Source organism: Aquabacterium sp. (genome assembly GCF_049274795.1).
Lineage (GTDB): Bacteria > Pseudomonadota > Gammaproteobacteria > Burkholderiales > Burkholderiaceae_C > Aquabacterium.
In genome coordinates this window covers 15,320-40,947 of record NZ_JBASTH010000048.1, presented here as the reverse complement: position 1 = coordinate 40,947, position 25,628 = coordinate 15,320, and the positions used below count along the sequence as shown (strand labels likewise).

Here is a 25,628-nt window from a genome sequence, read left to right as displayed (position 1 = left end):
TGGTTCTGGTGGATCTCCTCAGCGCTCTTCATCATGGCTGTGTTGGTCGTGGGGCGCATCATGTTTGTCGATTGGCGAGAGCTGCGCCGGGCAGAGAATGCCGTGGTGCTGATCGAGCAACTGCGCCTGGGCATGGTCGCGGCCGAGATGGTGTCGCGCGAGCGCGGGCCGGCCAATGGCGTGCTGGGGGCCGAGGCGCCCACCAGCGAGGTATTGAAGGCCTCACTGGTTCAGGCCAGGGAGCGCACGGACCAGGCCTATGCGGCCTTCGCCAAGGCTTTGCGCGAGGTGCCCCAGCAGGGACGGCGCCAGTCCATCGGCCGCCAGGTCGAGGGTTTCCAGACAGCGCTGGACCAGGCGCGCAGGCGCGTCGATGCGGTGGCGGCCCTGCCGCTGGCACAGCGCAAGCCGGAATCGATCAAGGTGGCGGTGGACGGCATGATCCGCCTGGTGGGGATGCTGCGTCCCGTCGTCATGCTGGTGATCGACGATCTGCACGAAGACCAACCCGCGATGAGCTCCGTCGTGGTCGGGGCCATGCTGGCGTCGGAGTTGCGCGAGTTGACCGGGCAGTTGGGCTCCCTGCTGACACCTGCGCTCAGCCACGATGCGCCCCTGTCGATCGAAGAGCGCCTGGCCATCGAACGCATGCGCGGCCGCATCGCGCAGTTGCGCGTGCTGGTCGCTTCCCGCGTGGGGGTGGGGCACGTGACGGACACGGTGCGGCAGGCGCATGCCCGCATGGAGCAGGATTACTTCGGGCGGGCCGATGCGCTGGTGACGCAGGTGCTCAAGTCAGGTGAGCACGGTGGCTATGGCATGAGTACGGCGCAGTTCGCGGCCCGCTATGTGCCGGACATGAACGCCATCCTGGGCCTGCGGGATGCTCTGTTCGACGAGGGGCGTGCGCGTGGCGAGGCGATGCACACGGAACAGCGCCGCACGGTGTCTGTGATGCTGGGCATGACCGGGCTGCACATTGCGCTGATCGTGCTGGGCCTGTACCTGATGCGCCGCCGGGTGATCAAGCCCTTGGGGCGCGCGACCGAAGCCCTCGAAGCCATGCGCGAGAACCGCTGTGTGCCCTTGGTAGCCCCCGTGCCGGGTGACGAGATCGCTGCGGTGTTCGATGGCATCGCGGCCCTGCAGGCGCAGCATCAGGAGCGCGCGGCATTGGAGGCCGAGCGTGACAAGCTGATCGAGCGCTTGCGCGTGCAATCCAGCACCGACTTCCTGACCACCTTGCCCAACCGCCGCGCCTTCTTCGAAGCGGCGGAGGCCGAGCTGGCGCGTGCGCGCCGCCATGGCTACGGCCTGGTCTTGTTGCTGCTGGACGTGGACCACTTCAAGCGCATTAACGACACCCGCGGCCATGCGGCGGGTGACCGGGCGCTGGTGGCGCTGACCGAGGTGCTCAAGCACAGCGTTCGCCAGGGCGACATCGCCGCGCGCATCGGGGGGGAGGAGTTCGTGGTGCTGCTCAGCCACTGCGAGCGTGAGGACGGCCTGCGCTTTGCCGAGCGGCTGCGCGAGACCGTGTCGACCACCCTGGTGGATGTGGGCGAAGGGCAGGAGCCTTTGCGCATCACCGTGAGCATTGGCCTGGCGGATGTGCGCAGCCAAGGCGTGGGCCTGGACCAGTTGCTGAGCCGGGCCGACCGTGCCATGTACCGCGCCAAGAACGCCGGGCGTGACCGCATCGAGGTGGCCGAGCCGACCTGACTGGGACAGCCCAGGTACGCACAGGGCTCAGGCCATATCGCGCCGCTCCGGGTGCACCGGCGCGCCCAGCCGCGCTGACAACTGGTCCGCCAGGGCGCGGATGTCCTGACCGATCGCGTCCACGCGGTCCGGCGAATCCAGATCGACCTCCAGGAAGCTCACGGCCACGCCGGCCACGGCGCGTTGCTGGCTGGTGGCATCGAACACCGCAGCGCCGAAGCAGTGCATGCCTTCGCGCACCTGGGCATCGTCCAGCGAATAGCCTTCGCGCCGGCAATGCGTGAGCTCGGGCAGCAGGGCGTCGAGGCTGCCCACGCTGCGCCGTGTGAGCGGTGTCGGCCAGGGCGCGTCGAGCAGCAGCATGCGCACCTCATCGTCAGGCAGGGTGCTGAGCATGGCCTTGCCGGTGGCGGTGTAGGGCGCGGGCAGGCGCATGCCGTTGCGGAAAGTCAGGTCCAGCGGACGACTGCCGTTCTGGCAGGCGATGTAGACCACGTCGCGCCCATCGAGCACCGACAGCGTGATCGTCTCCTGCGTGAAGAGACCACTCTCCTGCCAGGCCACATAGAACTCCTGGAGGATGTTCGTGTGCGCCAGGAAGGCGTTGGCCCAGGTCATCACGTGCGGCCCCATGGCCAGCGCCCCTGTGCCTGTGCGCTGCAGCAGGCGCAGCTGGATCAGGGTGTCGCACAGGCCGTGCAGCGAGCTCTTGGGCAGGCCGGTTTCGCGGGCCAGATCGGCGGGCGACATTGGCCGCGCGCTGCGGGCCACCAGGTCGAGGATGCGCACGGCACGGCCCACCGCCGGGGAGGTGCTTTTCGCTTCAGGGGCCTGTGCGGCGGTGTCTGTCTTGGTTTTTGGCATCGTGAAAAAGAGCAGGGCGGATACCCAAGGATGGCATGGGGATAGGGACAAACCCCAGTCGCATCCCCGAATCCCGGGGGCTACGATTCATTCCATTAGTTGAACATGGTTCAATCTATTGAACAATAGGCGCGAGTCAGGAGAAACCCGAGCACGCGCACATTCCTGAACTCCGTATGAAACTCGCCGATTCCACGCTGCTCAAGCAGCACGCCTTCCTCGATGGCCAATGGGTGTCCGCCGATGCCGGCGCTGCCTTCGATGTGCTCGATCCCGCCACGGGCGAGTGTCTGGCCTCGGTGCCCGACCTGGGCGCCGCCGAGACCGAACGAGCCATCCGCGTCGCCGAAGCCGGCCAGAAGGCCTGGGCCAAGCTGTCGGGCAAGGAGCGCGCCGCGCCGCTGCGCCGCTGGTTCGAGCTGATGATCCAGCACGCCGACGACCTGGCCATGATCATGACCCGCGAGCAGGGCAAGCCCCTGGCAGAGGCCAAGGGCGAGGTGATCTACGCTGCCAGCTTCATCGAGTGGTTCGCTGAAGAAGCCAAGCGCGTGTCTGGCGAAGTGCTGGCCCACCCGCAGGCCGACAAGCGCATCGCCGTGCTGCGCCAGCCCGTGGGCGTGTGCGCGGCCATCACGCCGTGGAACTTCCCTGCGGCCATGATCACCCGCAAGGTCGGCCCGGCATTGGCTGCCGGCTGCACCATGATCGTCAAGCCCGCCGAGCAGACGCCGCTGTCGGCCCTGGCCCTGGCCGAACTGGCCGTGCGCGCCGGCATCCCGGGCGCCGTGTTCCAGGTGCTGACCACGGCCGATGCCCGCACGATGGGCGGTGTGCTCACGGCCAGCCCCGTGGTGCGCAAGCTGTCCTTCACCGGCTCCACCGAAGTGGGCCGCATCCTGATGGCGCAATCGGCGCCCACGGTCAAGCGCCTGTCGCTGGAGCTGGGCGGCAACGCGCCCTTCATCGTGTTCGACGATGCCGACCTGGACGCGGCCGTCGAGGGCGCGATAATCTCCAAGTACCGCAATGCTGGCCAGACCTGCGTGTGTGCCAACCGCTTCTACGTGCAGGCCGGCATCTACGACCGCTTCGCCGAGAAGCTGGCCGCCAAGGCCGCCGATCTCAAGGTCGGCAATGGCCTGGACGCCGTGGCCCTGGGCCCGTTGATCGACCAGCCCGCGCTGGACAAGGTGCACGAGCTGGTGGCCGATGCCCTGGGCAAGGGCGCCCGTGTGGTGACCGGTGGCCAGGACCATGCCCTGGGCGGCACCTACTACCAGCCCACCGTGCTGGCCGACACCACGCCCGACATGCGCGTGGCCCGCGAAGAGATCTTCGGCCCCGTGGCGCCGCTGTTTCGCTTCGAGCGCGATGAAGATGCCGTCGCGCTGGCCAACGCCACCGAGTTCGGCCTGGCCGCCTACCTGTATTCGCAGAACCTGTCACGCGCCTGGCGCACCGCCGAGGCTTTGGAGGTCGGCATGGTCGGTGTCAACACCGGCCTGATCTCCAACGAGGTCGGCCCCTTCGGGGGCGTGAAGCAATCGGGTCTGGGTCGTGAAGGTTCGCACCTGGGCATCGACGAATACCTCGAAGTGAAGTATCTGGCGTTTCAAGTCTGACGCCAGTTTCGATCCCCCGGGCCACAAGCCCGGGGCGATCACCCACGCCGGCATGCACGCCGGCAATCCCAGCAGTTCCACAACAGGAGATGTGATGAGCACCATCCTCGCCCCCCGCACCCTCGTCTCGGCCGCATGTTCCGTGGCCTTTGCCCTGAGCGCCGGCAGCGCCATGGCCCAGACCAAGCCCCTGAAGATCGGCATCGTGACCTTCATGTCCGGCGCCGCCGCAGGCCCCTTCGGCGTGCCTGCCAAGAACGCCGCTGAACTGACGGCTGAGCAACTGAACGCCGGCAAGGTGCCCGCACCCTACACCACCAAGGGCTTCGGTGGTGCGCCGCTGGAACTGGTCTACATCGACGAGGCCGGCGCCACCAGCAAGCAGGTCAGCGAGTACCGCAACCTGATCAACCAGGGCGTTGATTTCGTGGTGGGCTACACATCGTCCGGCAACTGCCTGGCCATCGCGCCGGTGGCCGAGCAACTGGGCAAGCTGACCGCCTTCTTCGACTGCGGCACGCCCCGCGTGTTCGAAGACGCCAGCTACAAGTACGTGTTCCGCCCCGTGCCGCACGCCACGATGGACAACGTGGGCGCCGCCCGCTACGTGGCCGAGTTCAAGAAGGACCTGAAGACCTACGCCGGCATCAACCAGAACTACGCCTGGGGCCAGGACGCCTGGGCCGACTTCGAAGGCACGCTGAAGGTGCTCAAGCCCACGGCCGAAGCCAAGGCCTCCCAGATGCCCAAGCTGGGCGCCGGCCAGTACAACGCCGAGATCTCCAGCCTGCTGGCCGCCAAGCCCGACGTGCTGCACTCCAGCTTCTGGGGCGGTGACCTCGAAGGCCTGGTGGTGCAGGCCGGCCCGCGCAACCTGTTCAAGCGTTCGCTGACGGTGCTGACCGCCGGTGAAACCGCCACGCACGGCAAGGTGCGCCTGCCTGACGGCGTGATCCTGGGCGCCCGTGGTCCCTACGGCGTGTTCGCCCCGCAGAGCCCGATCAACACCTGGCTGCGTACCTCGTACCAGGCCAAGTTCAGCGCTGATCCCAGCTACCCCTCGTACAAGATGACGCAGGCCCTGCTGGGCCTGAAGGCCGCGTACGAAAAGGCGCTGCAGGCCAACGGCGGCAAGGCCCCGAGCACCGACCAGGTGGTCGCGGCCTTCGAAGGCCTGACCTTCACCGGCCCTGGCGGCGAAGTGAAGATGGCCCTGGGCAAGGGCCACCAGGCCGTGCAGGGCACCGCCTTCGGCGTGGTCAAGAACGTGGGCGGCAAGATCACGATGACCAACGTCAAGCGCTACGCCCCGGAAGATGTGAACCCGCCTGAAGGCGTGAAGTCCATCGACTGGATCAAGGGCGGCCTGAAGAAGTAAACGCATAGACCTGGGCGGGGCGGCATGTGCTGCCCTGCCGGGTGTGCTGGAGAACGCGCATGTCGCTTTTTTATGCCGTCCTCGTTGACGGCGCCATGTACGCCGCCTGGTTATTCCTGGCGGCGCTGGGTCTGACGCTGATCTACGGCGTGCAGAAGATTCTCAACATGGCCCACGGCAGCCTGTACGCGATTGGCGCTTACGCCGGCGTGTGGGTGGTGGGCCCCTGGATTGCCGATGGACACTCGATGTACGGCAGCTATGCGCTGCTGGTGATCGCGGCGCTGGTGGCTGGCGCCCTGGTGGGCGGTCTGGCCGAATGGTTGCTGCTGCGGCGCTTCTACGGGCAGGATCCGATCGTGCTGCTGCTGGTGACGTACGCCCTGTTCATGATCCTGGAAGACGGGATCAAGCTGGTGTGGGGCGTGGATCCGTACACCGTGTCCGAGCCTTATGGCTTCCTGGGCGATTTCGAGGTAGGTGATCTCTCGTACCCGAACTACAACTTCGTCATCGTCGGCTTCGCCATCCTGGCGGGCGCCGCGCTCACGGCCTTCCTGAAGTACACGCGCACGGGTCGCCTGCTGCGCGCCGTGATCCATGACCGTGAAGTGAGCCAGACGCTGGGCATCAACGTGAGCCGCTACTTCGCTGCCACCTTCATGGTGGGATCGGTGCTGGCCGCGGTGGGCGGTGCCTTGACGGCGCCCACCATCTCGGTGGCGCCCGGCATGGGCGTGGAACTGATCGTGCCCACCTTCGCGGTGGTGGTGATCGGCGGCCTGGGCTCGCTGCCTGGTGCGGCGCTGGGCGCCTGCCTGGTGGGGCTGGTGCGGGCGATGTCCGTGCACTACTGGCCTCAAGGCGAACTGTTCGTGATCTACATCGTGATGGCCCTGGTGCTGGCCTTCCGTCCCAAGGGTCTCTTCGCGCCGATGGAGGCGAGAAAAATATGAGCAAGCAAACCTTCGGGCCCGGTACCTGGGCCCTGCTGGCGGGCGTTGTCGCCCTCGGCGTGATCGGGGCGAGCGTGCAGTCGTGGCAGTTCATGCTCACGGTGGCGCTGGGCAAGGGCGTGGTCGCCATCGGTGTGGCCCTGCTGCTGCGCAGTGGCCTGGCCTCGTTCGGGCAGGCGCTGTACTACGCGGTGGGCGCCTACACGATCGGCTTGGCCACCAACCTGCTGGGCTGGCATGAGCTGGCCCTGCTGTTGCCCGCAGCGGCCGCAGCGGGGGCGGTGCTGGCCTTCGCGCTGGGCTTCCTGCTCTCGCGTTACCGCGACATCTTCTTTGCCATGCTCACGCTGGCACTGTCGATGATCGTCTACGGCCTGCTGATGAACACGGTGGAGCTGGGTGGCAGCGATGGCTTCAATGTCCATGGCCTGACCCTGCTGGGCCTGGGTGCATCGACCGATGGCACCGAATCCAACCTGGCGGGTACCGCCCTGTTCGGCGTGGTGTTCGTGGTGTCGCTGATCTCCGTGGCGCTGGTGTCGTGGTTCATGCGCACCCGTGCGGGCCGCCTGGGCCCGGCCATCCGCGACAACGAGATCCGTGTGGAATACCTGGGCACCTCGGCGCGCAGCAACATCCATCTGACCTATGTGATCGCTGGTGCGCTGGGTGGCCTGGGCGGGGCGTTGTCCTCGTTCACCGTGGGCCACATCGACCCCGACATGGCCTTCTGGACCACCTCGGGTGACTTCATCTTCATCGCGGTGCTGAGCGGCACGGGCTATGCGTTTGCGCCCTTCGTCGGGGCCATCCTGCTCGAAGTCGTGCGTTCGGCGGCGTACCAGTACGCGCCCAACAGTTGGCACCTGGTGATGGGCGTGATCATGCTGTCCATCATCGCCTTCCTGCCCACGGGCCTGACCAGCCTGCGCCTGTTCCGCAAGAAGGCCACGGAGCCCGGTGCACCGCAGGCCTCGGTCAAGCAGCAGAACCTGAAAGGGGTGAAGGCATGAGCACCTCCACTACTAAAAACGCCAACACCATCATCCGCGCTGAGAAGCTCAACAAGTCTTTCGGCAGCGTGAAGCCGGCGCGTGATGTCACCGTGCACATCGCCGAGCGCAGCGTGATCGGCCTGATCGGCACCAACGGTGCCGGCAAGACCACCTTCGTCAACATGCTGACGGGCTACATCAAGCCCGACAGCGGCAGCATCCACTTCCGCGACCGTGACATCACGGGCCAGGCGCCGCGCAAGATCACCCGCCTGGGCATGGCGCGCTCCTTCCAGATCCCGCAGCTGTTCACCTCGCTCACCGCGCGCGAGAACATCGAGATCGCGCTGAGCGTGGCCGGCCTGCCGCTGGACCAGGCTGATGCGGGCCTGGCACGCCTGGGCGTGCTGGAGTTCGCCGAGATGAACGTGGGCCTGCTGCCCGAAGGCGTGCGCAAGTTGCTGGACATCGCGCTGGCCATGGTCGGCAAGCCCGAGGTGCTGCTGCTGGACGAACCGACCAGCGGCGTGGCCTCTGAAGAGAAGTTCGACGTGATGGACCGCGTGCTGCACGCCGCCCGCGAGATGGGCGTCACGGTGCTGTTCGTGGAGCACGACATGGAGATCGTTCGCCGCTACAGCGACCGCGTGCTGGCCTTCTACGACGGCGCCATCCTGGCCGACGGCGAGCCCGACACGGTGCTGGCCGATGCCAAGGTGCGCGAATTCATCATTGGCGAAGAGGTGGCCCACCATGCTTGAGATCAAGAACCTGCACGTCAGCCTGGGCACCACGCAAATCCTGCGCGGCGTGAGCCTGACCGTGCCCAAGGGCGCCATCGTCGGCCTGATCGGCCGCAACGGCGCCGGCAAGACGACGACCCTGCGCGCCATCATGGGCCTGGTCAAGGCACGCGAAGGCTCTCTGAGCCTGGAAGGCGCCGACCTGACCCGCACGCCCGCCCATGGCCGCACGCGCCTGGGCATTGGCTACGCGCCTGAAGACCGCCGCCTGATCCCCGACCTGAGCGTGGAAGAGAACCTCTGCGTGCCGGCCTGGGCCATGGGCATCAAGGATGTGAAGCCGCGCCTGGAGCACGTCTACCGCATCATCCCGGAGGCGCGCGAGTTCGGCCCCCGCCGGGCGCTGCAGCTTTCGGGCGGCCAGCAAAAGCTCGTGGCCGTGGGCCGCGCGCTGATGAGCGGCACGCGCCTCTTGATGCTGGACGAGCCCTTCGAAGGCGTGGCCCCGGCCCTGTCCAAGCGCATTGCCGAGGTGATTGGCCAATTGCGCGCCGAGGGTCTGTCTGTCATCTTGTCGGGTGCAGACTTGCAGCACGCCGGTGCGGTGCTGGACGAGGTCTACCGCATTGACCGCGGCCAGATGCTCAGTTGATCGCAGACATTGATTGAAGAGAGAGGTCACCCCATGAACCCTTTCAAGTTCCAGACCGTTCCCTCGCTGGTGGTCGAGTTCGGCGCAGCGCGCCGCATCGGCGCCATCCTGCGTGAGCGCTACACCCAGACCCGTCTGTGCCTGGTCACCGACGGCTTCCTGTACAAGAGCGGCCTGCTCAACCCCGCGCTGGCCAGCCTGGCCGAGCACGGCTGGCAGGTCACCGTGATCGACGACGTGGTGGCCGATCCGCCTGAGCACATCGTGCTGGAGGCCACCGAGCGCGCCCGCCGCGCCGAGGCCGAGGTGGTGCTGGGCCTGGGCGGCGGCTCGTCGATGGACGTGGCCAAGCTGATCGCCGCGCTGCTGCCCACCGAGCAGCCGCTCAAGGACATGTACGGCATCGGCAAGATCACGGGGCAGCGCCTGCCGCTGATCCAGGTGCCGACCACGGCCGGCACGGGCTCCGAGGTGACGGCGGTGTCCATCGTCACCACGGGCGAGACGACGAAGATGGGCGTGGTCTCGCCGCAGCTCTACGCGGATCTGGCGATCCTGGATGCAGAGCTGACGATCGGCCTGCCCAGCGCCATCACCGCGGCCACCGGCATCGACGCGATGGTGCATGCCATCGAGGCCTACACCACGGCCCACCTGAAGAACCCGGTGTCGGACATGCTGGCCGTGAAGGCGCTGGACCTGATTTCGCGCCACCTGCTGCGCGCCTGCAAGGACGGCAGCGACCGCGAAGCGCGCGAGGCCATGCTGGTCGGCGCCATGTTCGCGGGCCAGGCCTTCGCCAACGCTCCGGTGGCGGCGGTGCATGCGCTGGCCTACCCGGTGGGCGGCATCTTCCACGTGGCCCATGGCCTGTCGAACTCGCTGGTGCTGCCGCACGTGCTGCGCTTCAACGCGCCGGCCGCCACGGTGCTCTACGCCGAGATCGCCGACGTGCTGGTGCCCGGTGTGACCGGCAGCGCCGAGGCCAAGACGCAGGCATTGATCGCCGCGCTGGAGGACATCGCCGAGGCCACGTGCATCCCGCGCACCTTGCGCGAGGTGGGCGTGAAGGAAAGCGACCTGGCCCGCATGGCATCGGACGCCATGCTGCAGACGCGCCTGCTGGGCAACAACCCGCGCCCGGTCACCGAGGCCGACGCGCTGGCCATCTACACCGCCGCGTTCTGACGCGCGGGTGTTGACGACGTAGAAGAAGAGCGTTGCAGCCGCCAGGGATGGCGCGCTGCAACATCCCAAGCGGCGCGGGCTGTCTGACGCGCCAATCAGGTTTCACCCCAGGGGCGCGGATGCAGCGTGGCTGCAAGAATCCGTGCCAGCAGCAAGATGAACGGGGAAGATCATGCAGACAGCATCGCACGCTTACGTCCTCGATGAGATCGCACACGTCCCGCCGCTGACACCGCCAGCGCCGCAGGATGCCTCCATGGTTGCCACCGTGGGCGATCGGCGTTTTCCACCCTCCAAGCTGGCCACGCTGCTCGGCGTGCTGATCGAGGCCGGCGTGGACCCGGTGGCCGTGCTCGACGGCACGGGCCTGAGCCAGCAGGACGTCGAGAAACCCTTCACGCTCACGTCGTGCGCGCAGTTCATGCGCGCCACGCGCAATGCGGTCAGGCTGTATCCCGGCTGGGACCTGGGCCTGCGCGTGGGCACGCGTCTGCGCGCCACCAACTACGGCATGTACGGCTACGCGCTGCTGTGCTCGGAGACCGTGCAGCAGATGTGGAACCGCGCCATCAAGTACCACCCGCTCTCGGGCGGCATGCTGCCGCTGCGCTGGTGCATCGAGGGTGACCGCGCGGTGTGGGCCTTCCCCGGCCGCGCTGACTTTCCCTGGGCCGATGTCGATGAGCGCCTGTACCGCTTCATGATCGACCTGCAGTTCGCGGCGCTCGTCACCATCGGGCGCGATGTGATGGGCTCGTGGTTCCTGCCGATGGAGGCGGGCTATGCCGCCAGCGAACCCGTGCACATGCAGGCCATCGAGGCGGTGCTGCAATGCCCGGTGCGCTTCGACCAGCCGCGCAACACGCTGAGCTTTCCCACCAGCTGGCTGGACCGCGCGCCGCAGCTGGCCAACCCGATCACCGCTTCGCACGTGTCCATGCAGTGCGCGCGGCTGCTCGACGAACTCAAGTGGAGCGCCGGCATCACCCGCCGCGTCTACCAGGAGCTCACATGCGTGGCCGGCCGCTTCCCCGACATCGAAGAGGTGGCGCAGACCCTGTGCATGACCTCGCGCACCTTGCGGCGCCGGCTGGAGGCCGAAGGCGCCTCGTACACCGAGCTGCTGACGGCCGTGCGCAAGACCCTGGCCATCGACTACCTCACCAGCACCCTGATGAGCGCGGAGGACATCGCCGAGGCCCTGGGTTTCAGCGATGTGGTGAGCTTTCGCCATGCCTTCAAGCGCTGGACGGGGCGCACACCCAAGGAATACCGCAAGGCCAGTGATGGTGGCTTGGGCAATGCCCAGCCCGCGCGGGCTTCCGCACTGCAGCAATAGCTGTCCCCTTTGATCTTCTTTATTGTCCCTTGCGGACATTCACGGACCTCTTCGCTGAACGCACAGTTCCGGTGCCGTACCTGGCGCCCCCGCTGGCCAAGGGCAGGCACCTCAGAAGTGTTGTACCCAAACATCGAAGAGGATCTATGAAGACCACCGTCTCCCGCATGAAGGGCCTGTCCATCGCCGCGGCGATCGCCCTGACCACCCTGGCCCCATCGGCCTTCTCGCAGACCTCGACGCCGACCTCGGCCTCGCTCAATGCCACGGCCGGGCCGCTCAGCGTGTCCACCGCCTCGGTGCTGCTGCCCGTCGGCTTCGGCGGCGGCACCATCTACTACCCGACGGTCGCGGGCAAGTACGGCGTCATCGCCATCAGCCCGGGCTTCACGGCCACCGAGAGCAGCATCGCCTGGCTGGGCCGGCGCATCGCCTCGCACGGCTTTGTCGTGATCACGCTGAACACCAACACCACGCTGGACCAGCCCGACAGCCGCGCTACGCAGTTGGTGGCCGCACTGCGCTACGTGCTCAACTCATCGGGCAGCACGGTGCGCGCGCGCATCGATTCGACGCGCCTGGCCGTGGCTGGTCACTCGATGGGTGGCGGCGGCTCCCTGATCGCCGCGCGTGACAACCCCACGCTCAAGGCCTCGTACCCGTTGACGCCGTGGAACCTCAGCACCAACTTCTCGACGGTGCGCGTGCCCACCATGATCATCGGCGCCGACGGTGACACGGTCGCGCCGGTGGCCTCGCACGCACGGCCCTTCTACGCCAGCCTCCCCTCCAGCACCTTCAAAGCCTATGGCGAACTCAACGGCGCCACGCACTTCGCGCCCAACACCACCAACACGCCGATCGGGCGCTATGCGGTGACCTGGATGAAGCGCTTCGTCGATGGCGACACGCGCTACTCGCCCTTCCTGTGCGGCGCGCAGCACACCAGCTATGCCACCGGTCTGGTCTTTGATCGCTACAACCAGAACTGTCCTTACTGACGACAAGGGAGTTGCCTGCCATGATCATCTCGACCACAAGGAAAAGCCGCCGCGCATGGTGGCTGGGTGGCGCGGTGGCCGCCAGTGCCGTGCTCGCCTGGGGCGTGATCGCCCTGGCCGATCGTGGCGGTGATTCCGCCAACAGGCGACACCCCGCCTCGCCCTCGCTCCACGGGGCGGGGTGGGGGCGCGTCGCTGCTCAGGGGGATGCCGCGCCCGTCGGTGGCTCGGCTTCTGCGGCACAGGCGCTGCCCACGCCCATGCCGATCGCAGGGGCCATCGGGCCGGTAGGCACCTGGCACGTGCAGCCTTTCCGCGCTGATGCGCAGGGGCAACTGGTGCTGGACGCAGGCACGCAGCGCACGCTGGAACAGGTGCATGCCTTCAACGGTGCCGATGAACTGGTGCATGCAGCCGAGGACGCCGCTGGCACGCTGCCCGAGAAGGCCCGGCGCCAGGCCGTCGAACTGGCGCAGCAGTACGGCCGTTACGACGCCGCCTTGCGCCAGGCGGTGAACCCCTCGCAGTCACCGGGCTCGGTCGACGACATGGCCGCGCAGTTCAAGGCCATGCAGGCCTTGCGGCAGGAGCAGTTCGGCGCAGGTGCGGCGCAGCGCCTGTTCGGCGAGCAGGAGGCCATCACGGTCCGCCTGATCCAGCTGATGCAGGAGGATGCGGAGCCGCAGGCCTCGCTGGAGGAAAAGGCCGCGCGGGCCCAGGCCAGGCTGTCGGCGGAGCGCATGACCAGGGGATCCTGAACCGTTCACGCCTTGTGATGGCGTGTGGCCTTGTGGGCCTTCACGCGCTGCCTCAGCCGCTTGAGCAGCAGCTTGCGCACCTTCTTGCGGCCCGTGGCCAGCAGGCGCATGTTGATGTCATGGCGCTGCTCATCGGGCAGGGCTTTCCAGGCCTTGATCTCGGGCTTGGTGCGGCCGCAGCCCAGGCAGACGCCATCATCGTCCAGCTTGCACAGGGACACGCAGGGGTTGTCGGTCAGCAGGGTGGGCATGGCTCAAGCTTGAGTTCGGTGGCTCAGTGTGGCGCCAAGCCGCCCGCAGCGTGATTGAAATTGCCCCTGCCGCCGATAGGCTCAGGCCGCCATGGCCTTGATCAGGGCTGCTCGATCAGGTCTGCCACGGCCGCGAAGATCGCCTCGCGCGAGGCATCCTTCGAGAAGGACACGCCCATGCGCAGTACCACCAGGTTCCTGCTGGGCACGATCACCACGAACTGCCCCATGTGGCCGGCGAACCAGACCAGATCAGCAGGCAGGCGTGCGGGCAGCGCAGCCGGGATCTCGGTGGACGGCTGGCGCCAGATGTAGCCGCCGTATTCACTGGACGCGGGCGAGGCCGCCACCAGGAAGCGCATGGCTTCGGCATTGATCAGCGTCTGCCCGTTCCACTGGCCGCCCTGCACCACCAACTGGCCCAGGCGCAGCCAGTCCACCGGCCGCAGGATGCCTCGTGCGCCGCCCACGGGCGTGCCGGTGGCATCGGGCTCGACCACGCCGTTGCGGATGCCCAGCGGTGCGAACAGGCGCTGCTGGTAGTAGTCGTACAGGGCCTGGTGCGTGCCGCCGAGCAGTTGCTTCATGCGCAGCATCGCGATGTTGGGGAAGCCCGTCGAGTAGGTGAAGGTTGAACCCGGCGCAGAGGTCAGTGTGCGGTCGGCTGCCCAGGCCCCCTGATCGGGCTGCGAGAACAGCATCTGCGTGGCATCGCTGGCGCCGGCATAGCCCTCGTTCCAGGCCAAGCCGGGCGCCATGTTCAGCAACTGGCGCCAGGTGATGGCGGCCTTGGCGCTGCCCGACCATTGCGGCAGGCCCACGGGCGTGTCCAGGCTCAGGCGACCATCGGTGATCATCAGCCCGGCCACGAGTGCCGTCAGCGACTTGGTCATGGACCAGCCCAGCTGCGGCTGCTGGCGGTCGTAGTCCTTGGCGTAACGTTCGTAGACCAGGTGCCCGTCACGTGCAACCAGAAATGCCAGTGCGTTTTGCTTCTCGCCGGCCTTGGTGGAGGTCTCCGTGAAGATGGCATCGCCATGCTTGGTCAGCAATTGGCTCAGGGCCGGGCTGTTCAGGTAGCTCTGCACCGGGCCTTCGCCAAGGGGCCAGGCCTGTGCGGACGGTGTGGTCAGTGTGACCGCCTTGAAAGGCTGGGCACGAACGGCGGCTTCGGTGGCACCGGGGGGCACCAGCGTGCAGCCCAGGCCCTTGCGGTAGACGGCCGTGCGCTTGTTGGTGATGAAAGGTACGAAGGTGCGCACATCGACCTTGCTGCCGGGGTAGTAGTCCACATCCCACACATAGGGCAGGGGCTGCACCTTGGGCACGGTGTAGGCCCAGCGCACGCGCAGGTAGTCGTCGCCGCTTTGCTGGGTGCGGGTGCACAGCTCCCAGGCCGCGTAGCCGGTGCCGGCGGGCAGGTCGTCGATCAGGTCGGCACGGGCGTTGGAGGCGAGGCTGGCCATGGCGCAGGCCAGCGCCAAGGTGGACGACAAGGCGGCGGAGCGCAAGGGGCAAAGGCGCATCAGAGGCTTCCCGGGCGGGTGGCGGTAGCGCCATCGATCTGGCTGATGCCGATGGATGACGCGGCGATGCGCGCAATGTACCCAGCGGGCCGGGGCAGGGCATGAGCACTAACCCTTCACCCCATTGGGGGACGGCAAGGGCCTGCAGCGCCTGCTACGTGGAGGCGGCCGAGGCAGCGGCTTCGGGCTGCTTTATGCACTTGCGCTCTGGGGCGCCGAACCCCCAGCGGATGGCGGTCTCGCCCTGGTGTTCCCACAGGCTCTCGTTGGTGCCGGTGTAGCGCGCGCCGCTGGTGCTGGGGGCGGCGAGCATCAGCACGGTGCTGTCCCCCTGGCGCGCGATCAGCGAAGGGGGCTCCGTCTTGAAGTAATCCACCACCACCTTGGCGGGCGGGTTGTCATCGCAGAGGTAGGTAACGGGGCCGATGCTGTCCACCAGGCGGTAGCGGGCCTGCAGTTCGATGATGCGGTGGTGGTAGCTGGCCTGCACGCAGTCGAGCCGGTCGGAAGCCTTCCAGCAGCCGTCTCGCTGGTGGCGCCATTTGCTCTGTTCCACCGCCAGCACGGGCGGCTGCTCATCGCCGACCTTGCTGCGGGCCTGGGCGTAGAAGTCGTCCATGGACTGGTCGAGGGCGCGCAGGCCTTCGTCCTGGCAGATCATCTCGGGGATGTTGCCGGGGCGGGCCTGTGCGCAGGTGCCGGTTTTGGGGGCCGATGGTGCCGTGGCCGCGCCCGAGGGGGTTGAGGGGGCCGCGGTGGGCCCGGGCGTGCGGGAAGGGTAGGGTGCCGTCGGGCCTGTGCCACCCGTCTGCGCCAGCAAGGGGGTGGTTGCCAGCGCCAGACTGAGGCATGTGGCCAAGTGGACCAGGCTCAGGTGCGGCAGGGGCATCGGGCATCTCCGGAGCGATGTCTTGATGGCACCCAGCATAGTGCGATCACCACGAACCTGCTCGACGCTCATGGGCTTGCCTGCCCCGCAGCCCACGGTGCCTGCGCGAAATGCCCCGCCAGGTACTCGATCAGCGCCTGCACGCGCGCCGGCTTGGCCCGCCCTGGCGGCATCACGATGTGCAGGGCGATGGGCGGTACCTGCCACTCATCCATCGTCGGGAGCACGCGGCCGGCGCGCAGGTCGTCCCAGGCCAGGAACTCGGGCTGGATGGCCAGGCCCAGGCCCGCGCGCAGGGCTGGCACCAACGCCTCGGCGTTGTTCACGCGCAGGCTGGAGGGCACCACCTGGCCGAACTCACCCTTCTTGCGGTGCTTGAAGCGCCAGGCCTCGCCGCCACGATCGTTGGCATAGCGCAGCGCGCGGTGTTCTGCCAGGTCGCGCGGGTGCGTGGGATGCCCGTACTGCTTGAAGTAGGTTGGCGCGCCCACCAGCAGCAGGCGCACCGCGCACAGGCGCCGCGCCAGCAGGCTGGAGTCGGGCAGGGAGGAGATGCGCAGCGCCAGGTCGTAGCCCTCGGCCACCACGTCGATCATCTCGTCGCTGAAGTGCAGGTCCAGCGTCACCTCGGGATGGCGGCGCATGAACTCGGGCAGGGCGGGGCCCAGGTGCGTCACGCCAAAGGACATGGGCGCGGCGATGCGGATGGCGCCGCGCAGGCTTTTCGATTGCTCGGTGATCTCGGCCTCCACCGCCTCGCCCTCGGCCAGGATGCGCGTGGCGCGCTCCAGCGCGGCCTGGCCGCTGGCCGTGAGCGACATCTTGCGCGAGGTGCGGTGGAACAGCGTGGTCTTGAGCCGCTGCTCCAGCCGGGTGATGGCCTTGGACACCGTGGGCTGGGAGATGGCCAGCTCTTCCGACGCCTTGGCGAAGGAGCCGCACTCGGCCACCTTGGCGAAGATGGCCCAGGCTTCCAGGTCAGGCAACTTGGTCATGTCAATTTTGGAATGAATTGTTTTCCATGTTTTCTATTCTCTTATGAATCGCAAATCTCTACAGTGAACCCATGGCGCCAACAAACAGCGCCCAACTTACTTGAGAGAAGCATCATGATCGAACGTCGTCCCTTCGAAAGCCTCGGTGGTGCCAACCATGGCTGGCTCAACGCCAAGCACCACTTCTCGTTCGCCGATTACCACGACCCGGCCCGGGTGCACTGGGGTGCCCTGCGCGTGTGGAACGATGACACCATCGCCCCCAACACGGGCTTCCCGCCGCACGGCCACTCGGACATGGAGATCATCACGTATGTGCGTGAAGGCGCCATCACCCATGAGGACAGCCTGGGCAACCGTGGCCGCACCGAAGCGGGTGACGTGCAGGTGATGAGCGCCGGCACCGGCGTGCGCCACTCCGAGTACAACCTGGAGCCGGGCGTGACCAAGATCTTCCAGATCTGGATCATCCCGGACCGCGAACGCGCTGCGCCGTCGTGGGGTGCCAAGCCCTTCCCGAAGGGTGAGCGCTCGGGCCAGTTCGTGGCGCTGGCCAGCGGTCTGCCGGGTGACGAGGATGCGCTGCCCATCCGCACCAATGCCCGGGTGCTGGGCGCCACGCTGAAGGCTGGCGAAACGGCCGAGTACACGATCGGCAAGGACCGCCGGGGCTACTTGGTGCCGGCGGCCGGCGAGGTGGAGATCGACGGTGTGCGCCTGAACGCCCGTGATGGCGCGGCCATCCGTGATGTGGAGAGCTTCCGCGTCACAGCGCTGTCGGACACCGAACTGGTGCTGGTGGACTCTGCGGCCTGATCGCTTGAGCGCATGAAAAAAGCGCCCGCTTCGGTGGGCGCTTTTTCTTGGTGGCGATGCCGGCTGAGTATCAGTACTTCTCCTGCACCTCGTGCAGCCGCATCAGGCCTTCCTGCGCCACGGTGGCGACCAGCGTGCCATCCTGCTTGAACACGCGCCCGAAGTTCATCCCGCGCGAGGCGGATGCATTGGGCGCATCCATGTCGTAGAGCAGCCATTCGTCGATGCGGAAATCGCGGTGGAACCACATGGCGTGGTCCAGGCTGGCCGCATGCACATTGCTCTGGATGACCGACACCCCATGCGGCAGCATGGCCGTGCTCATCAGCCCGAAGTCGGAGGCGAAGGCCAGGATGCACATGTGCAGCAGCGGATCGTCCGGCAGGCGGCTCTGCGACTTCATCCACTGTCGGCGCACAGCTTCCTTCTTGACGGGGGCGAAGGGGTTGACCGGGTCGATGGGACGGATCTCCACAGGGCGCTCGCGCTCGAACACCGAGCGGATCTTCTCCGGGATCATGGGGGCGATGAGGGCGCGCAGTTGGTGCTCGCTGGGCAAATCATCAGGGCCCTGCACCTCGGGCATGGTCGATTGGTGGTCCAGCCCTTCTTCCGGCACCGCGAACGAGGCAGACATCAAAAAGATGTTCTCGCCATGCTGGATGCCCTTGACGTTGCGCGTGCAAAAGCTCTTGCCGTCGCGGATGGTCTCGACCTGGTAGACGATGGGCGTCTTCACATCGCCCGCACGCAGGAAATAGCCGTGCAGCGAGTGCGGCAGGCGGCCTTCCACGGTGCGGCCTGCGGCCATCAGGGCCTGGCCCAGTACCTGGCCGCCGAACACGTTCTTGCCGAAGAAGTTGCGGCTGGGGCCGCGGAAGATGCCCTTCTCGATCGTTTCCAGATCCAGAAGATCCAGCACTTCCTGCATCACGTCGCTCATGGGGTCTCCGTCCGGGCGCGGGTGGGGATAGCGCCCTGAAAGTTTCAGTGTTGTGTGTTCATTGTCTGCCGATGAAATCTAACACGCGGGTTGGGGCGCCTGCTCCGTCGAGAACAGCAACTGGTTCTTGCCGCGTGATTTGGCCGCGTACATCACGTGGTCGGCGGCGCGGGTCATGGATTCCTCGTCATCGCCGTTGTCGGGGTACACGGCCGCGCCCACGCTGGTGGTCACCGTGGCGTGGCGGCCGTCCAGGCTGTAGGGGTGGCTCAGCTTGTCGATGATGCGCCGGCCGACCTCCGCGATCTCAGCCTGCTGGGGCGTGTCGCCCAGGTTCACCGCATCGCCAGACGAGATGACCGCGCCCACGCGCCGCGCGCGGACGATGCCGTCCAGCCCGGTGAAGGCCAGCAGGCCTTCGCTGCCGAAGCGGCTGGCGTCGTCATCGCTGACGAGGTAGCTGGCCGGGAAGGTGATGACCACGCGCTCGCCGCCGGGTGCTTCTGGCTTGACCTGGCGGCTGATGTCGACCAGGGGCTCCTGGTCATCGCTGAGCCGGTAGGGCTTGCCCATGTAGGCCGGTGTCTGGTTGTCGGTGTGGGCCACCACCACGTCCTGGGCGATCGGCCAGTGGGCGGCGGCCTGTCGCCGGCCCAGGCCAGCCAACTGATGGATCAGCTCGGCGCTCGCCGCCAGCCGATCACGTTCAGTGGCGTGGGGGCGATGTATGAGCACGGGCCCTGGCAGCTCAACGCCGAGTACACCTGGCTGCGCAGCGACACGCAGATCGCCGACACCACGGGCTGGTACGTGAACGCTGGTTACCGGTGGGGGGCTTTCACGCCGTTCATCGCCTTCTCCCGGATCCGGGTCGATGACCTCAACATCGACAACCCTCTGGTGGGCTACGTGTCGCAAGTGGGTGCGCTGGGCGATGCCGCGCGGATGATCCAGGCCTACCAGGATGGCAGCAAGGTGGCCCAGCAGACACTGAACCTGGACTTCGTGTTCTGAATTTAGCGGATCGGATCAAGGGACGGTCGCTTTCGGCGCTTCGGCCGACATCGGGGACCGTTGCACCTGGGCGCCGGTGTCCGGGTCACGGCCCATGTTGCGCAGCGCATCGCCCAGCTCCTGCGCGGAGCGTGGCGTGTCGCCGCCTGCGGGCAGAGTAGGGCGAGGCGTCACGCCGGCTGGATCGGCGGTGAGGCCGCCCGACTCCGCGGGCATGGCGGGCATATCGCTCGACGCTGGATCGGCAGGGGCCATGTCACCCATGTAGCCATCGCCCTCGATCACTTCCTCGGGAGCTTCGTCCCAACTGGTGCCGCCGATCACGGGCGGGCGCTCGGGCGCGGCGAAGGCGGTCTTGGTGTCCACCCACTTGTTCTTCACGGCGCGCCGCATGAAATCGCCCACCAGCAGCAGCGCGCTGTGGCCGCCCTGGCCCCAGTAACTGCTGCGCATGGTCACGCGCTGGTCGTTGAAGCCCACCCAGGCGCCAGTCACCAGCTTGGGGGTCATCAGCATGAACCAGCCGTCCATGTTGTTCTGCGTGGTGCCGGTCTTGCCGGCCAGATCGCCTTCGGGCACATAGCGGCTGCGCACCAGCGTGCCCGTGCCTTGGCGCACCACGCCGCGCATCATGTCGATCAGGTCGTTGTCGACCTCGGTGGTGAGCACCTGCTTGGGCGGCTGTGGGCCGAACTCGGCCAGCACCTTGCCATCCTTGTCGGTGATGCGCTCGACCACGTAGGGCTGGCGGTAGCGCCCTTCGTCGGCGATGGTGGCGTACACGGTGGCCATCTCCAGCAGGGTGACGGGGCTGGTGCCCAGGGCCATCGAGAGCACCTTGTCGAGCTTGCTGTCGGTGATGCCCATGGCGCGTGCCAACTGGGCCACGTTGTCCAGGCCGGCCTCCTGCATCACCTGGGCGGTGATGGTGTTTTTGGAATAGACCAGGCCTTCCCACATGGTCATGGGCTGGCCGCTGCTGCCCGACATGTCGGTGGGCCGCCAGGTCTTGCCGTTGCCCAGCGGGATGCTGACGGGCGTGTCGCTGTAGATCTTGGACACCGGAATGCCCTGCTGCAGCGCGGTGGCGTAGACGATGGGCTTGAAGGTGGAGCCCGGCTGGCGCTGGGCCTGGGCCACGTGGTCGTACTGCTCGATCTCGTGATCGCGGCTGCCCACCCAGGCGCGCACGGCGCCGCTGGTCGGGTCCACGGCCACCAGTCCGGCCTCCAGGCGCGTGAGGCTGGCGCGCACACGCTGGAGCACGTCGGCATCGTCGTGCAGGGCCGCCAGGGCGGCCTTGTCGTTGTTGCCGGCCTTGCGCAGGGCGCGGTACTCGTCGGTCTTGCGCAGGGCCTCCTGCAGCAGGGCGCCGCCCTTGGACCGCCAGAAGTAGTCGAAGGCCTTGGCGCGCTTGGCCGCGTCGGCGTAGTCGTCCAGTGAGCGCGACTGCATGGCCATGCCCTGCTGGCTCCACTCGACATCGGCCACGAGCTGCAGGGCCTGCGCCTGGGTTTCCACGGCTTCGGCCGCGGCCTCCTGCAGGCGGGAATCCAGCGTGGTGTGGATGACCAGGCCATCGCGCAGCAGGTCGTGGTCGGTGCCTTCGGCCCAGGTCTCCAGCCACTTGCGCACATAGGCGGTGAAGTGGGGCGCCGCGTCGGGGGCATCCTCCAGGCGCTTGAACTTCAGCTGCAGCGGCTCGTCGCTCAGGTCGTCGTACATGGCCTGGGGCATGTCGCCACGGCGCACCATCTGCCGCATCACCAGGTTGCGCCGCTCCAGCGCCCGGTCCGGGTTCTGTACGGGGTTGAAGTAGTAGGTGCCCTTGAGCATGCCCACCAGGGTGGCGGCCTCGCGCGGGTTCAGTTCGCGCGCGGGCTTGTCGAAGTAGGTGCGCGCGGCGGCCTCGATGCCCACGGCGTTGTACAGGAAGGGCACGCTGTTGAGGTAGGCCGTGAGGATCTGGTCCTTGGAGTACAGGTTTTCGATGCGGCGCGCCGTCACGACTTCCTTGATCTTGCGGCTGATGTTGCGCGAGCGGCCGATCTCTTCCGGGAACACATTGCGCGCCAGCTGCTGCGTGATCGTGGAGCCGCCTTCGGTGCGGCCGGTGGCCGTGCGCAAGATGGCCATGCCGGTGCGCAGCCAGTCCACGCCGTCGTGCTCGCGGAAGCGGTGGTCTTCGGTGTCGATCAGCGCGTGGATCACCCAGGGCGAAATCTGCTCCAGCGTGACGGGCTCGCGGCGGTTCTGCTGCACGCGGCCGAGCTGCTTGCCGTCGCTCGACATGATGACGCTAGGCATGGACTGCGTGGCGGTTTCCAGCGCGGTGACGGGAGGTGCCTGGGAGACCACCCAGGCCACGTAGATGGCACCGATGACAGACAAGGCGGCCGTGGCCAGGCCGGTGTACTTCAGGACTTGGCCCAATCGTTGGTTCATGGGGTGAGGGTGTCGCGGGGCATGCGCGTGAGCTTGACAGGCTGACGGCCATCTGGGCATCGGCCGCCGGCGCCTGGGGATGTCGGCGTTGTCCTACGCAGTATGCCGGTTCGCGGACACCCGAGCGCGGTGCAGGTGCTATGGTCCGCTGTTTTCGTGAAGCGGGATCGGGGCGTGCGCAGATGATGACAGGGGTGTTGTGCGGGTTGATGGCGGGCGCCTTGTGGGGGCTGGTGTTCCTCACGCCCCGCCTGCTGCCGGCGTTCTCACCCTGGGAGCTGTCGGTGGGGCGCTATGTCTGCTACGGGCTGATCGCGCTGGTGTTCCTGGGGCCGGGCCTGCGGCGCACGCTGGCGCTGATCGACCGCCACGACCTGGCCGCCATGGTGCGGCAGGCCCTGGCGGGCAACATCGTCTATTACGTGCTGCTGGCCTATGGCGTGCAATGGGCGGGCATCGCGCCGACCTCGCTGATCATCGGGTTGCTGCCGCTGGTCGTCACCCTGATGGGACGGCGTGACCACGGCGCCGTGCCGCTGCAGGCGCTGCGCTGGCCGCTCCTTGTGGCGGGGCTGGGCATGGTCTGCATCAATGTTGATCTGTTCACGCACACGGAGCCGTCGGCCGCCGCCGATGCCCTGGGCCAGCGGGTGGTGGGCGTGCTGTGCGCACTGGGGGCTTTGCTGTGCTGGTCCTGGTACACGGTGGACAACACACGTTATCTGAAGCAGCACCCCAAATTCACGGGCGGCCAGTGGTCGGCCCTGTACGGCCTGAGCAGCGGTGTGATCGCGCTGGTGATCGGCGTGGTGGGGCTGGCGCTGTTCAGCGGGCGGATCACCGGGGAGGCTGGCGCGGCCAGCGGGCGTGACTGGACGCTGTTCTGGCTGGTCAACGTGGGGCTGGCGCTGGGGGCGTCCATGGTGGGCAACCAACTGTGGAACATCGCCAGCCGGCGGGTGCCCGTGACGCTGTCGGGGCAGCTCATCATCTTCGAGACCCTGTTCGCGCTGCTGTACGGCTTCGTCTATGGCCGGCAGTGGCCTCGCCCGCTGGAGGTGGCGGCCATGGTGTTGCTGGTGGTCGGGGTGGTGTGGGCGGTGCGCCAGCACGCCCGGCATGAGGCGCCGGCCGGCCATGGGCAGGACGCCCGCCCGCTGGACCACCCCCACCCCTGAGGCCGGCGGGCCTTTCCCCACGGCTTTCCGGCAGCCGAAAACGCCGTGGTCATCGTGCGCATCTTGATAATCATGTGACTATCCAAGCGCAGGAGTGACATCGGGCCAGTTGTACATGGTGGCACCGGCTACCTCTTCGATTCGAAGCATGCGGCCTGAGGGTGATGTCAAGGCAGAAGGGCGGTCAAGGAGTGATGGTGCGATGGCGGAACGTTCCATGGCAACCGATCAAGCCAGTGCTGAAGCCAGCGTGGCCTGGCACACCCGCTCGCCGGTGCAGGTCGAGCAAGCCCTGCAGACCGGCCCTCGATGACGCCGAGGCCGCATGCCGTCTGGTGGCGCATGGCCCCAACCGCCTGGCGCCGCCCCGTCGCCGCTCCGCCCTGATGCGCCTGCTCATACAGTTCCACAACGTGCTGCTGTACGTGATGATGGGCTCGGCGCTGGTGACCGCGGTCCTGGGGCACTGGGTGGACACGGGCGTGTTGCTCGCCGCGGTGGTGGTCAATGCTGTCATCGGCTTCATCCAAGAGGGCAAGAGGGCAATGCCGAGGCCGTGCTGGACGCGATCCGCGCGATGCTCTCGCCGCACGCCACCGTGGCGCGGGATGGCCAGCGCTGCGAGATCGATGCGGCCGAGCTGGTGCCGGGCGACTTGGTGCTGCTGACCTCGGGTGATCGGGTGCCGGCCGACCTGCGCCTGATCGAGGTGAAGGAGCTGCGCGTCCAAGAAGCCGCCTTGACCGGCGAATCATTGCCCGTGGAAAAGGGCACCGAGGCCGTGCCCGTGGATGCCCCCGTGGGTGATCGGCATGGCATGGCCTACAGCGGCACCATGGTCGTTTCGGGCAGGCCTGCGGTGTCGTCGTGGCCATGGGCGCGTCTACCGAGCTGGGGCAGATCAACCGGATGCTGTCCGACATCCAGGCCTTGAGCACGCCGCTCATGCGCCAGATCGACCGCTTCGGCCAGCGGCTGGCCGTGGTCATCCTGGCGGCGGCTGCGGCCACCTTCGTGCTGGGCACCTGGTGGCGCGGCCAGCCGGCCTCGGACATGTTCATGATGGTGGTGGCGCTGGCCGCCTCGGCCATCCCCGAGAGGCTGCCCGCCATCATGACGGTCACGCCGGCGCTGGGCGTGCAGCGCATGGCCCGCCGCAATGCCATCGTGCGCCGCCTGCCGGCTGTGGAGGCGCTGGGCTCGGTCACCGTGATCTGTTCCGACAAGACCGGCACGCTCACCCGCAACGAGATGACGGTGCAGCGCGTGGTGTGCGCCGGCCATGCCTTCGATGTCGGTGGCGTGGGCTACGCACCGGTGGGTGATTGCAGCATCGACGGGCGCATCATCGAGCCCGCACGCTACCCCGCGTTGTCATTGGCCTTGCGCGCCGGTGTGCTGTGCAACGACGCCCGCATGCGCCAGGATGCCGAGGCGCAATGGCGCCGCCTGGATTCGCTCCCCTTCGAATCGCAGCACCCCTACATGGCCACGCACCACCAGGACGCTGAGGGTCAATCCTGGCTGTTTCTCAAGGGCGCGCCCGAGCGTGTGCTCGACATGTGCGACCGCGAACTGGCCCACGCTGGCGAGCGGCCGCTCGATGCCGACCACTGGCGCCGCATGGCCACCGACACCGCCGCCCAGGGCCTGAGGTGGGCGTGGCCATGGGCCTCAAGGGCACCGAGGCGGCCAAGGAGGCTGCTGGCATGGTGCTGGCCGATGGCAACTTCGCAACCATCGCCGCGGCCGTGCGTGAAGGGCGGGCTGTCTACGACAACCTCAAGAAGTGCGTGCTCTTCATGCTGCCCGCCAATGGTGGCGAGGCCCTGATCGTGATCCTGGCCATCCTGCTCCAGCTGCCCTTGCCGATCACGCCGGCGCAGCCACTGCTGCCGGGCTTCTTCGTGTGGCGGGTGCTGATGGTGTCCGTGCTGATGATGACGGGGGCGATGGGCCTGTTCCTGCTGGAACTGCGGGTGGGCACCATGGCCGTCAATGCCGTGGTGGTGGCTGAGATGTTCTACCTGCTCAACAGCCGTTTCCTGCTGCGCAGCGTATTCGATGTGCGCGGCCTGCTGGGCAATCGCTACGTGCTGGGCGTCATCGCCGTGTCGATCGCCTTGCAGGCGGCCTTCACCCATCTGCCGGTGCTGCAGCAGGTGTTCGGCTCGACCGCGCTGTCATGGCAGGACTGGGCCAAGGTGGTGGCCGCCGGTGCCATGGTGTTCGTGGTGGCGGAGTTCGAGAAGTTCGTCATCCGCCGGCTGGGCATGGCCGACCGGTTGGCCAGCCTGTGAGAGGGCTGGCCGGGTGATTCTGTCGTGCGCGGTGCAGGCTGGCTGATTGC

At 67.4% G+C, this 25,628-nt stretch carries 25 protein-coding genes and 1 pseudogene; 18 read left to right on the top strand and 8 right to left on the bottom strand.

Features of this window, described 5'->3' with window-relative positions:
- Positions 1-33: 33 nt before the first annotated feature.
- Positions 34-1,722, top strand: a complete 1,689-nt coding sequence (locus WAQ08_RS07990) for a diguanylate cyclase (protein ID WP_422190715.1) — start codon at positions 34-36, stop codon at positions 1,720-1,722.
- A gap of 27 nt (positions 1,723-1,749) precedes the next feature.
- On the opposite strand, the gene WAQ08_RS07985 is transcribed toward WAQ08_RS07990, so the two are convergent.
- Positions 1,750-2,586, bottom strand: coding sequence for an IclR family transcriptional regulator (locus WAQ08_RS07985; RefSeq protein ID WP_422190713.1), 837 nt, complete (start codon positions 2,584-2,586; stop codon positions 1,750-1,752).
- Between the two features lie 176 nt (positions 2,587-2,762).
- Here WAQ08_RS07985 and WAQ08_RS07980 point away from each other — a divergent pair, with 176 nt between their 5' ends.
- The 10 genes from WAQ08_RS07980 to WAQ08_RS07935 all read left to right on the top strand — a co-directional run bounded on the left by WAQ08_RS07980 (position 2,763) and on the right by WAQ08_RS07935 (position 13,221).
- Positions 2,763-4,211, top strand: coding sequence for an NAD-dependent succinate-semialdehyde dehydrogenase (locus WAQ08_RS07980; protein ID WP_422190711.1), 1,449 nt, complete (start codon positions 2,763-2,765; stop codon positions 4,209-4,211).
- A 94-nt stretch (positions 4,212-4,305) separates the two neighbouring features.
- Positions 4,306-5,589, top strand: a complete 1,284-nt coding sequence (locus WAQ08_RS07975) for an ABC transporter substrate-binding protein (RefSeq protein WP_422190709.1) — start codon at positions 4,306-4,308, stop codon at positions 5,587-5,589.
- A gap of 59 nt (positions 5,590-5,648) precedes the next feature.
- Positions 5,649-6,545: a branched-chain amino acid ABC transporter permease gene (locus WAQ08_RS07970; RefSeq protein WP_422190707.1), complete on the top strand. Its 897-nt coding sequence runs from the start codon at positions 5,649-5,651 to the stop codon at positions 6,543-6,545.
- The gene (locus WAQ08_RS07965) at positions 6,542-7,558 is read left to right on the top strand and encodes a branched-chain amino acid ABC transporter permease (RefSeq protein ID WP_422190705.1); all 1,017 of its coding nucleotides are present in this window, start codon (positions 6,542-6,544) and stop codon (positions 7,556-7,558) included. Before WAQ08_RS07970 ends, WAQ08_RS07965 begins: the two co-directional genes overlap by 4 nt.
- On the top strand, positions 7,555-8,301 hold the full coding sequence (locus tag WAQ08_RS07960; RefSeq protein ID WP_422190703.1) for an ABC transporter ATP-binding protein: 747 nt from the start codon (positions 7,555-7,557) through the stop codon (positions 8,299-8,301). Before WAQ08_RS07965 ends, WAQ08_RS07960 begins: the two co-directional genes overlap by 4 nt.
- A complete protein-coding gene (locus tag WAQ08_RS07955) occupies positions 8,294-8,935 on the top strand; it encodes an ABC transporter ATP-binding protein (RefSeq protein ID WP_422190701.1) in 642 nt (213 codons plus the stop codon). Before WAQ08_RS07960 ends, WAQ08_RS07955 begins: the two co-directional genes overlap by 8 nt.
- Positions 8,936-8,968: 33 nt before the next feature.
- Complete coding sequence (locus WAQ08_RS07950) at positions 8,969-10,123, top strand: iron-containing alcohol dehydrogenase (RefSeq protein WP_422190699.1); 1,155 nt, start codon at positions 8,969-8,971, stop codon at positions 10,121-10,123.
- A 256-nt stretch (positions 10,124-10,379) separates the two neighbouring features.
- Positions 10,380-11,462, top strand: a complete 1,083-nt coding sequence (locus WAQ08_RS07945; RefSeq protein WP_422190697.1) for an AraC family transcriptional regulator — start codon at positions 10,380-10,382, stop codon at positions 11,460-11,462.
- A gap of 146 nt (positions 11,463-11,608) precedes the next feature.
- Positions 11,609-12,463 (top strand): alpha/beta hydrolase family protein, encoded by an 855-nt coding sequence (locus WAQ08_RS07940; protein WP_422190695.1) that lies wholly within the window; start codon positions 11,609-11,611, stop codon positions 12,461-12,463.
- A 20-nt stretch (positions 12,464-12,483) separates the two neighbouring features.
- A complete protein-coding gene (locus WAQ08_RS07935) occupies positions 12,484-13,221 on the top strand; it encodes a lipase secretion chaperone (protein WP_422190693.1) in 738 nt (245 codons plus the stop codon).
- Positions 13,222-13,226: 5 nt separating this feature from the next.
- Here the strand turns inward: WAQ08_RS07935 and WAQ08_RS07930 are convergent, their stop codons facing one another.
- The 4 genes from WAQ08_RS07930 to WAQ08_RS07915 all read right to left on the bottom strand — a co-directional run bounded on the left by WAQ08_RS07930 (position 13,227) and on the right by WAQ08_RS07915 (position 16,882).
- Positions 13,227-13,472: a DUF1289 domain-containing protein gene (locus WAQ08_RS07930; RefSeq protein ID WP_422190691.1), complete on the bottom strand. Its 246-nt coding sequence runs from the start codon at positions 13,470-13,472 to the stop codon at positions 13,227-13,229.
- A 101-nt stretch (positions 13,473-13,573) separates the two neighbouring features.
- Positions 13,574-14,998, bottom strand: a complete 1,425-nt coding sequence (locus WAQ08_RS07925; RefSeq protein WP_422190689.1) for a serine hydrolase domain-containing protein — start codon at positions 14,996-14,998, stop codon at positions 13,574-13,576.
- A 154-nt stretch (positions 14,999-15,152) separates the two neighbouring features.
- On the bottom strand, positions 15,153-15,887 hold the full coding sequence (locus WAQ08_RS07920; protein WP_422190687.1) for an MliC family protein: 735 nt from the start codon (positions 15,885-15,887) through the stop codon (positions 15,153-15,155).
- 68 nt (positions 15,888-15,955) lie between these two features.
- Complete coding sequence (locus tag WAQ08_RS07915; protein ID WP_422190685.1) at positions 15,956-16,882, bottom strand: LysR family transcriptional regulator; 927 nt, start codon at positions 16,880-16,882, stop codon at positions 15,956-15,958.
- Positions 16,883-16,996: 114 nt separating this feature from the next.
- Between WAQ08_RS07915 and WAQ08_RS07910 the strand changes: the two genes are divergently transcribed.
- On the top strand, positions 16,997-17,698 hold the full coding sequence (locus WAQ08_RS07910) for a pirin family protein (protein ID WP_422190683.1): 702 nt from the start codon (positions 16,997-16,999) through the stop codon (positions 17,696-17,698).
- 70 nt (positions 17,699-17,768) lie between these two features.
- On the opposite strand, the gene tesB is transcribed toward WAQ08_RS07910, so the two are convergent.
- Positions 17,769-18,641 (bottom strand): acyl-CoA thioesterase II, encoded by an 873-nt coding sequence (gene tesB, locus WAQ08_RS07905; protein ID WP_422190681.1) that lies wholly within the window; start codon positions 18,639-18,641, stop codon positions 17,769-17,771.
- 78 nt (positions 18,642-18,719) lie between these two features.
- Positions 18,720-19,247 (bottom strand): diguanylate cyclase domain-containing protein, encoded by a 528-nt coding sequence (locus tag WAQ08_RS07900; RefSeq protein ID WP_422190679.1) that lies wholly within the window; start codon positions 19,245-19,247, stop codon positions 18,720-18,722.
- Between WAQ08_RS07900 and WAQ08_RS07895 the strand changes: the two genes are divergently transcribed.
- On the top strand, positions 19,239-19,655 hold the full coding sequence (locus tag WAQ08_RS07895) for a porin (RefSeq protein WP_422190677.1): 417 nt from the start codon (positions 19,239-19,241) through the stop codon (positions 19,653-19,655). The two genes, WAQ08_RS07900 and WAQ08_RS07895, sit on opposite strands and share 9 nt — an antisense overlap.
- 15 nt (positions 19,656-19,670) lie before the next feature.
- Here the strand turns inward: WAQ08_RS07895 and WAQ08_RS07890 are convergent, their stop codons facing one another.
- Positions 19,671-22,100 carry a penicillin-binding protein 1A gene (locus WAQ08_RS07890; RefSeq protein ID WP_422190675.1) on the bottom strand — a complete coding sequence of 810 codons (2,430 nt, stop codon included), beginning with the start codon at positions 22,098-22,100 and terminating at the stop codon, positions 19,671-19,673.
- A 182-nt stretch (positions 22,101-22,282) separates the two neighbouring features.
- On the opposite strand from WAQ08_RS07890, the gene WAQ08_RS07885 reads away from it, so the two are divergent.
- The 5 genes and pseudogenes from WAQ08_RS07885 (at position 22,283) to WAQ08_RS07865 (ending at position 25,578) form a co-directional block, all read left to right on the top strand.
- The gene (locus tag WAQ08_RS07885) at positions 22,283-23,278 is read left to right on the top strand and encodes a DMT family transporter (protein WP_422190673.1); all 996 of its coding nucleotides are present in this window, start codon (positions 22,283-22,285) and stop codon (positions 23,276-23,278) included.
- Positions 23,279-23,613: 335 nt separating this feature from the next.
- Positions 23,614-23,946: a cation-transporting P-type ATPase gene (locus WAQ08_RS07880; RefSeq protein WP_422190671.1), complete on the top strand. Its 333-nt coding sequence runs from the start codon at positions 23,614-23,616 to the stop codon at positions 23,944-23,946.
- Positions 23,856-24,499: pseudogene (locus WAQ08_RS07875) on the top strand (HAD-IC family P-type ATPase); the annotation flags it as partial. The gene WAQ08_RS07880 and the pseudogene WAQ08_RS07875, both read left to right, overlap by 91 nt.
- A 30-nt stretch (positions 24,500-24,529) precedes the next feature.
- Complete coding sequence (locus WAQ08_RS07870) at positions 24,530-25,111, top strand: hypothetical protein (protein ID WP_422190737.1); 582 nt, start codon at positions 24,530-24,532, stop codon at positions 25,109-25,111.
- Positions 25,081-25,578, top strand: a complete 498-nt coding sequence (locus WAQ08_RS07865) for a cation transporting ATPase C-terminal domain-containing protein (protein ID WP_422190735.1) — start codon at positions 25,081-25,083, stop codon at positions 25,576-25,578. The genes WAQ08_RS07870 and WAQ08_RS07865 overlap by 31 nt, the downstream gene beginning before the upstream one ends.
- The last annotated feature ends 50 nt before the right edge of the window (positions 25,579-25,628 follow it).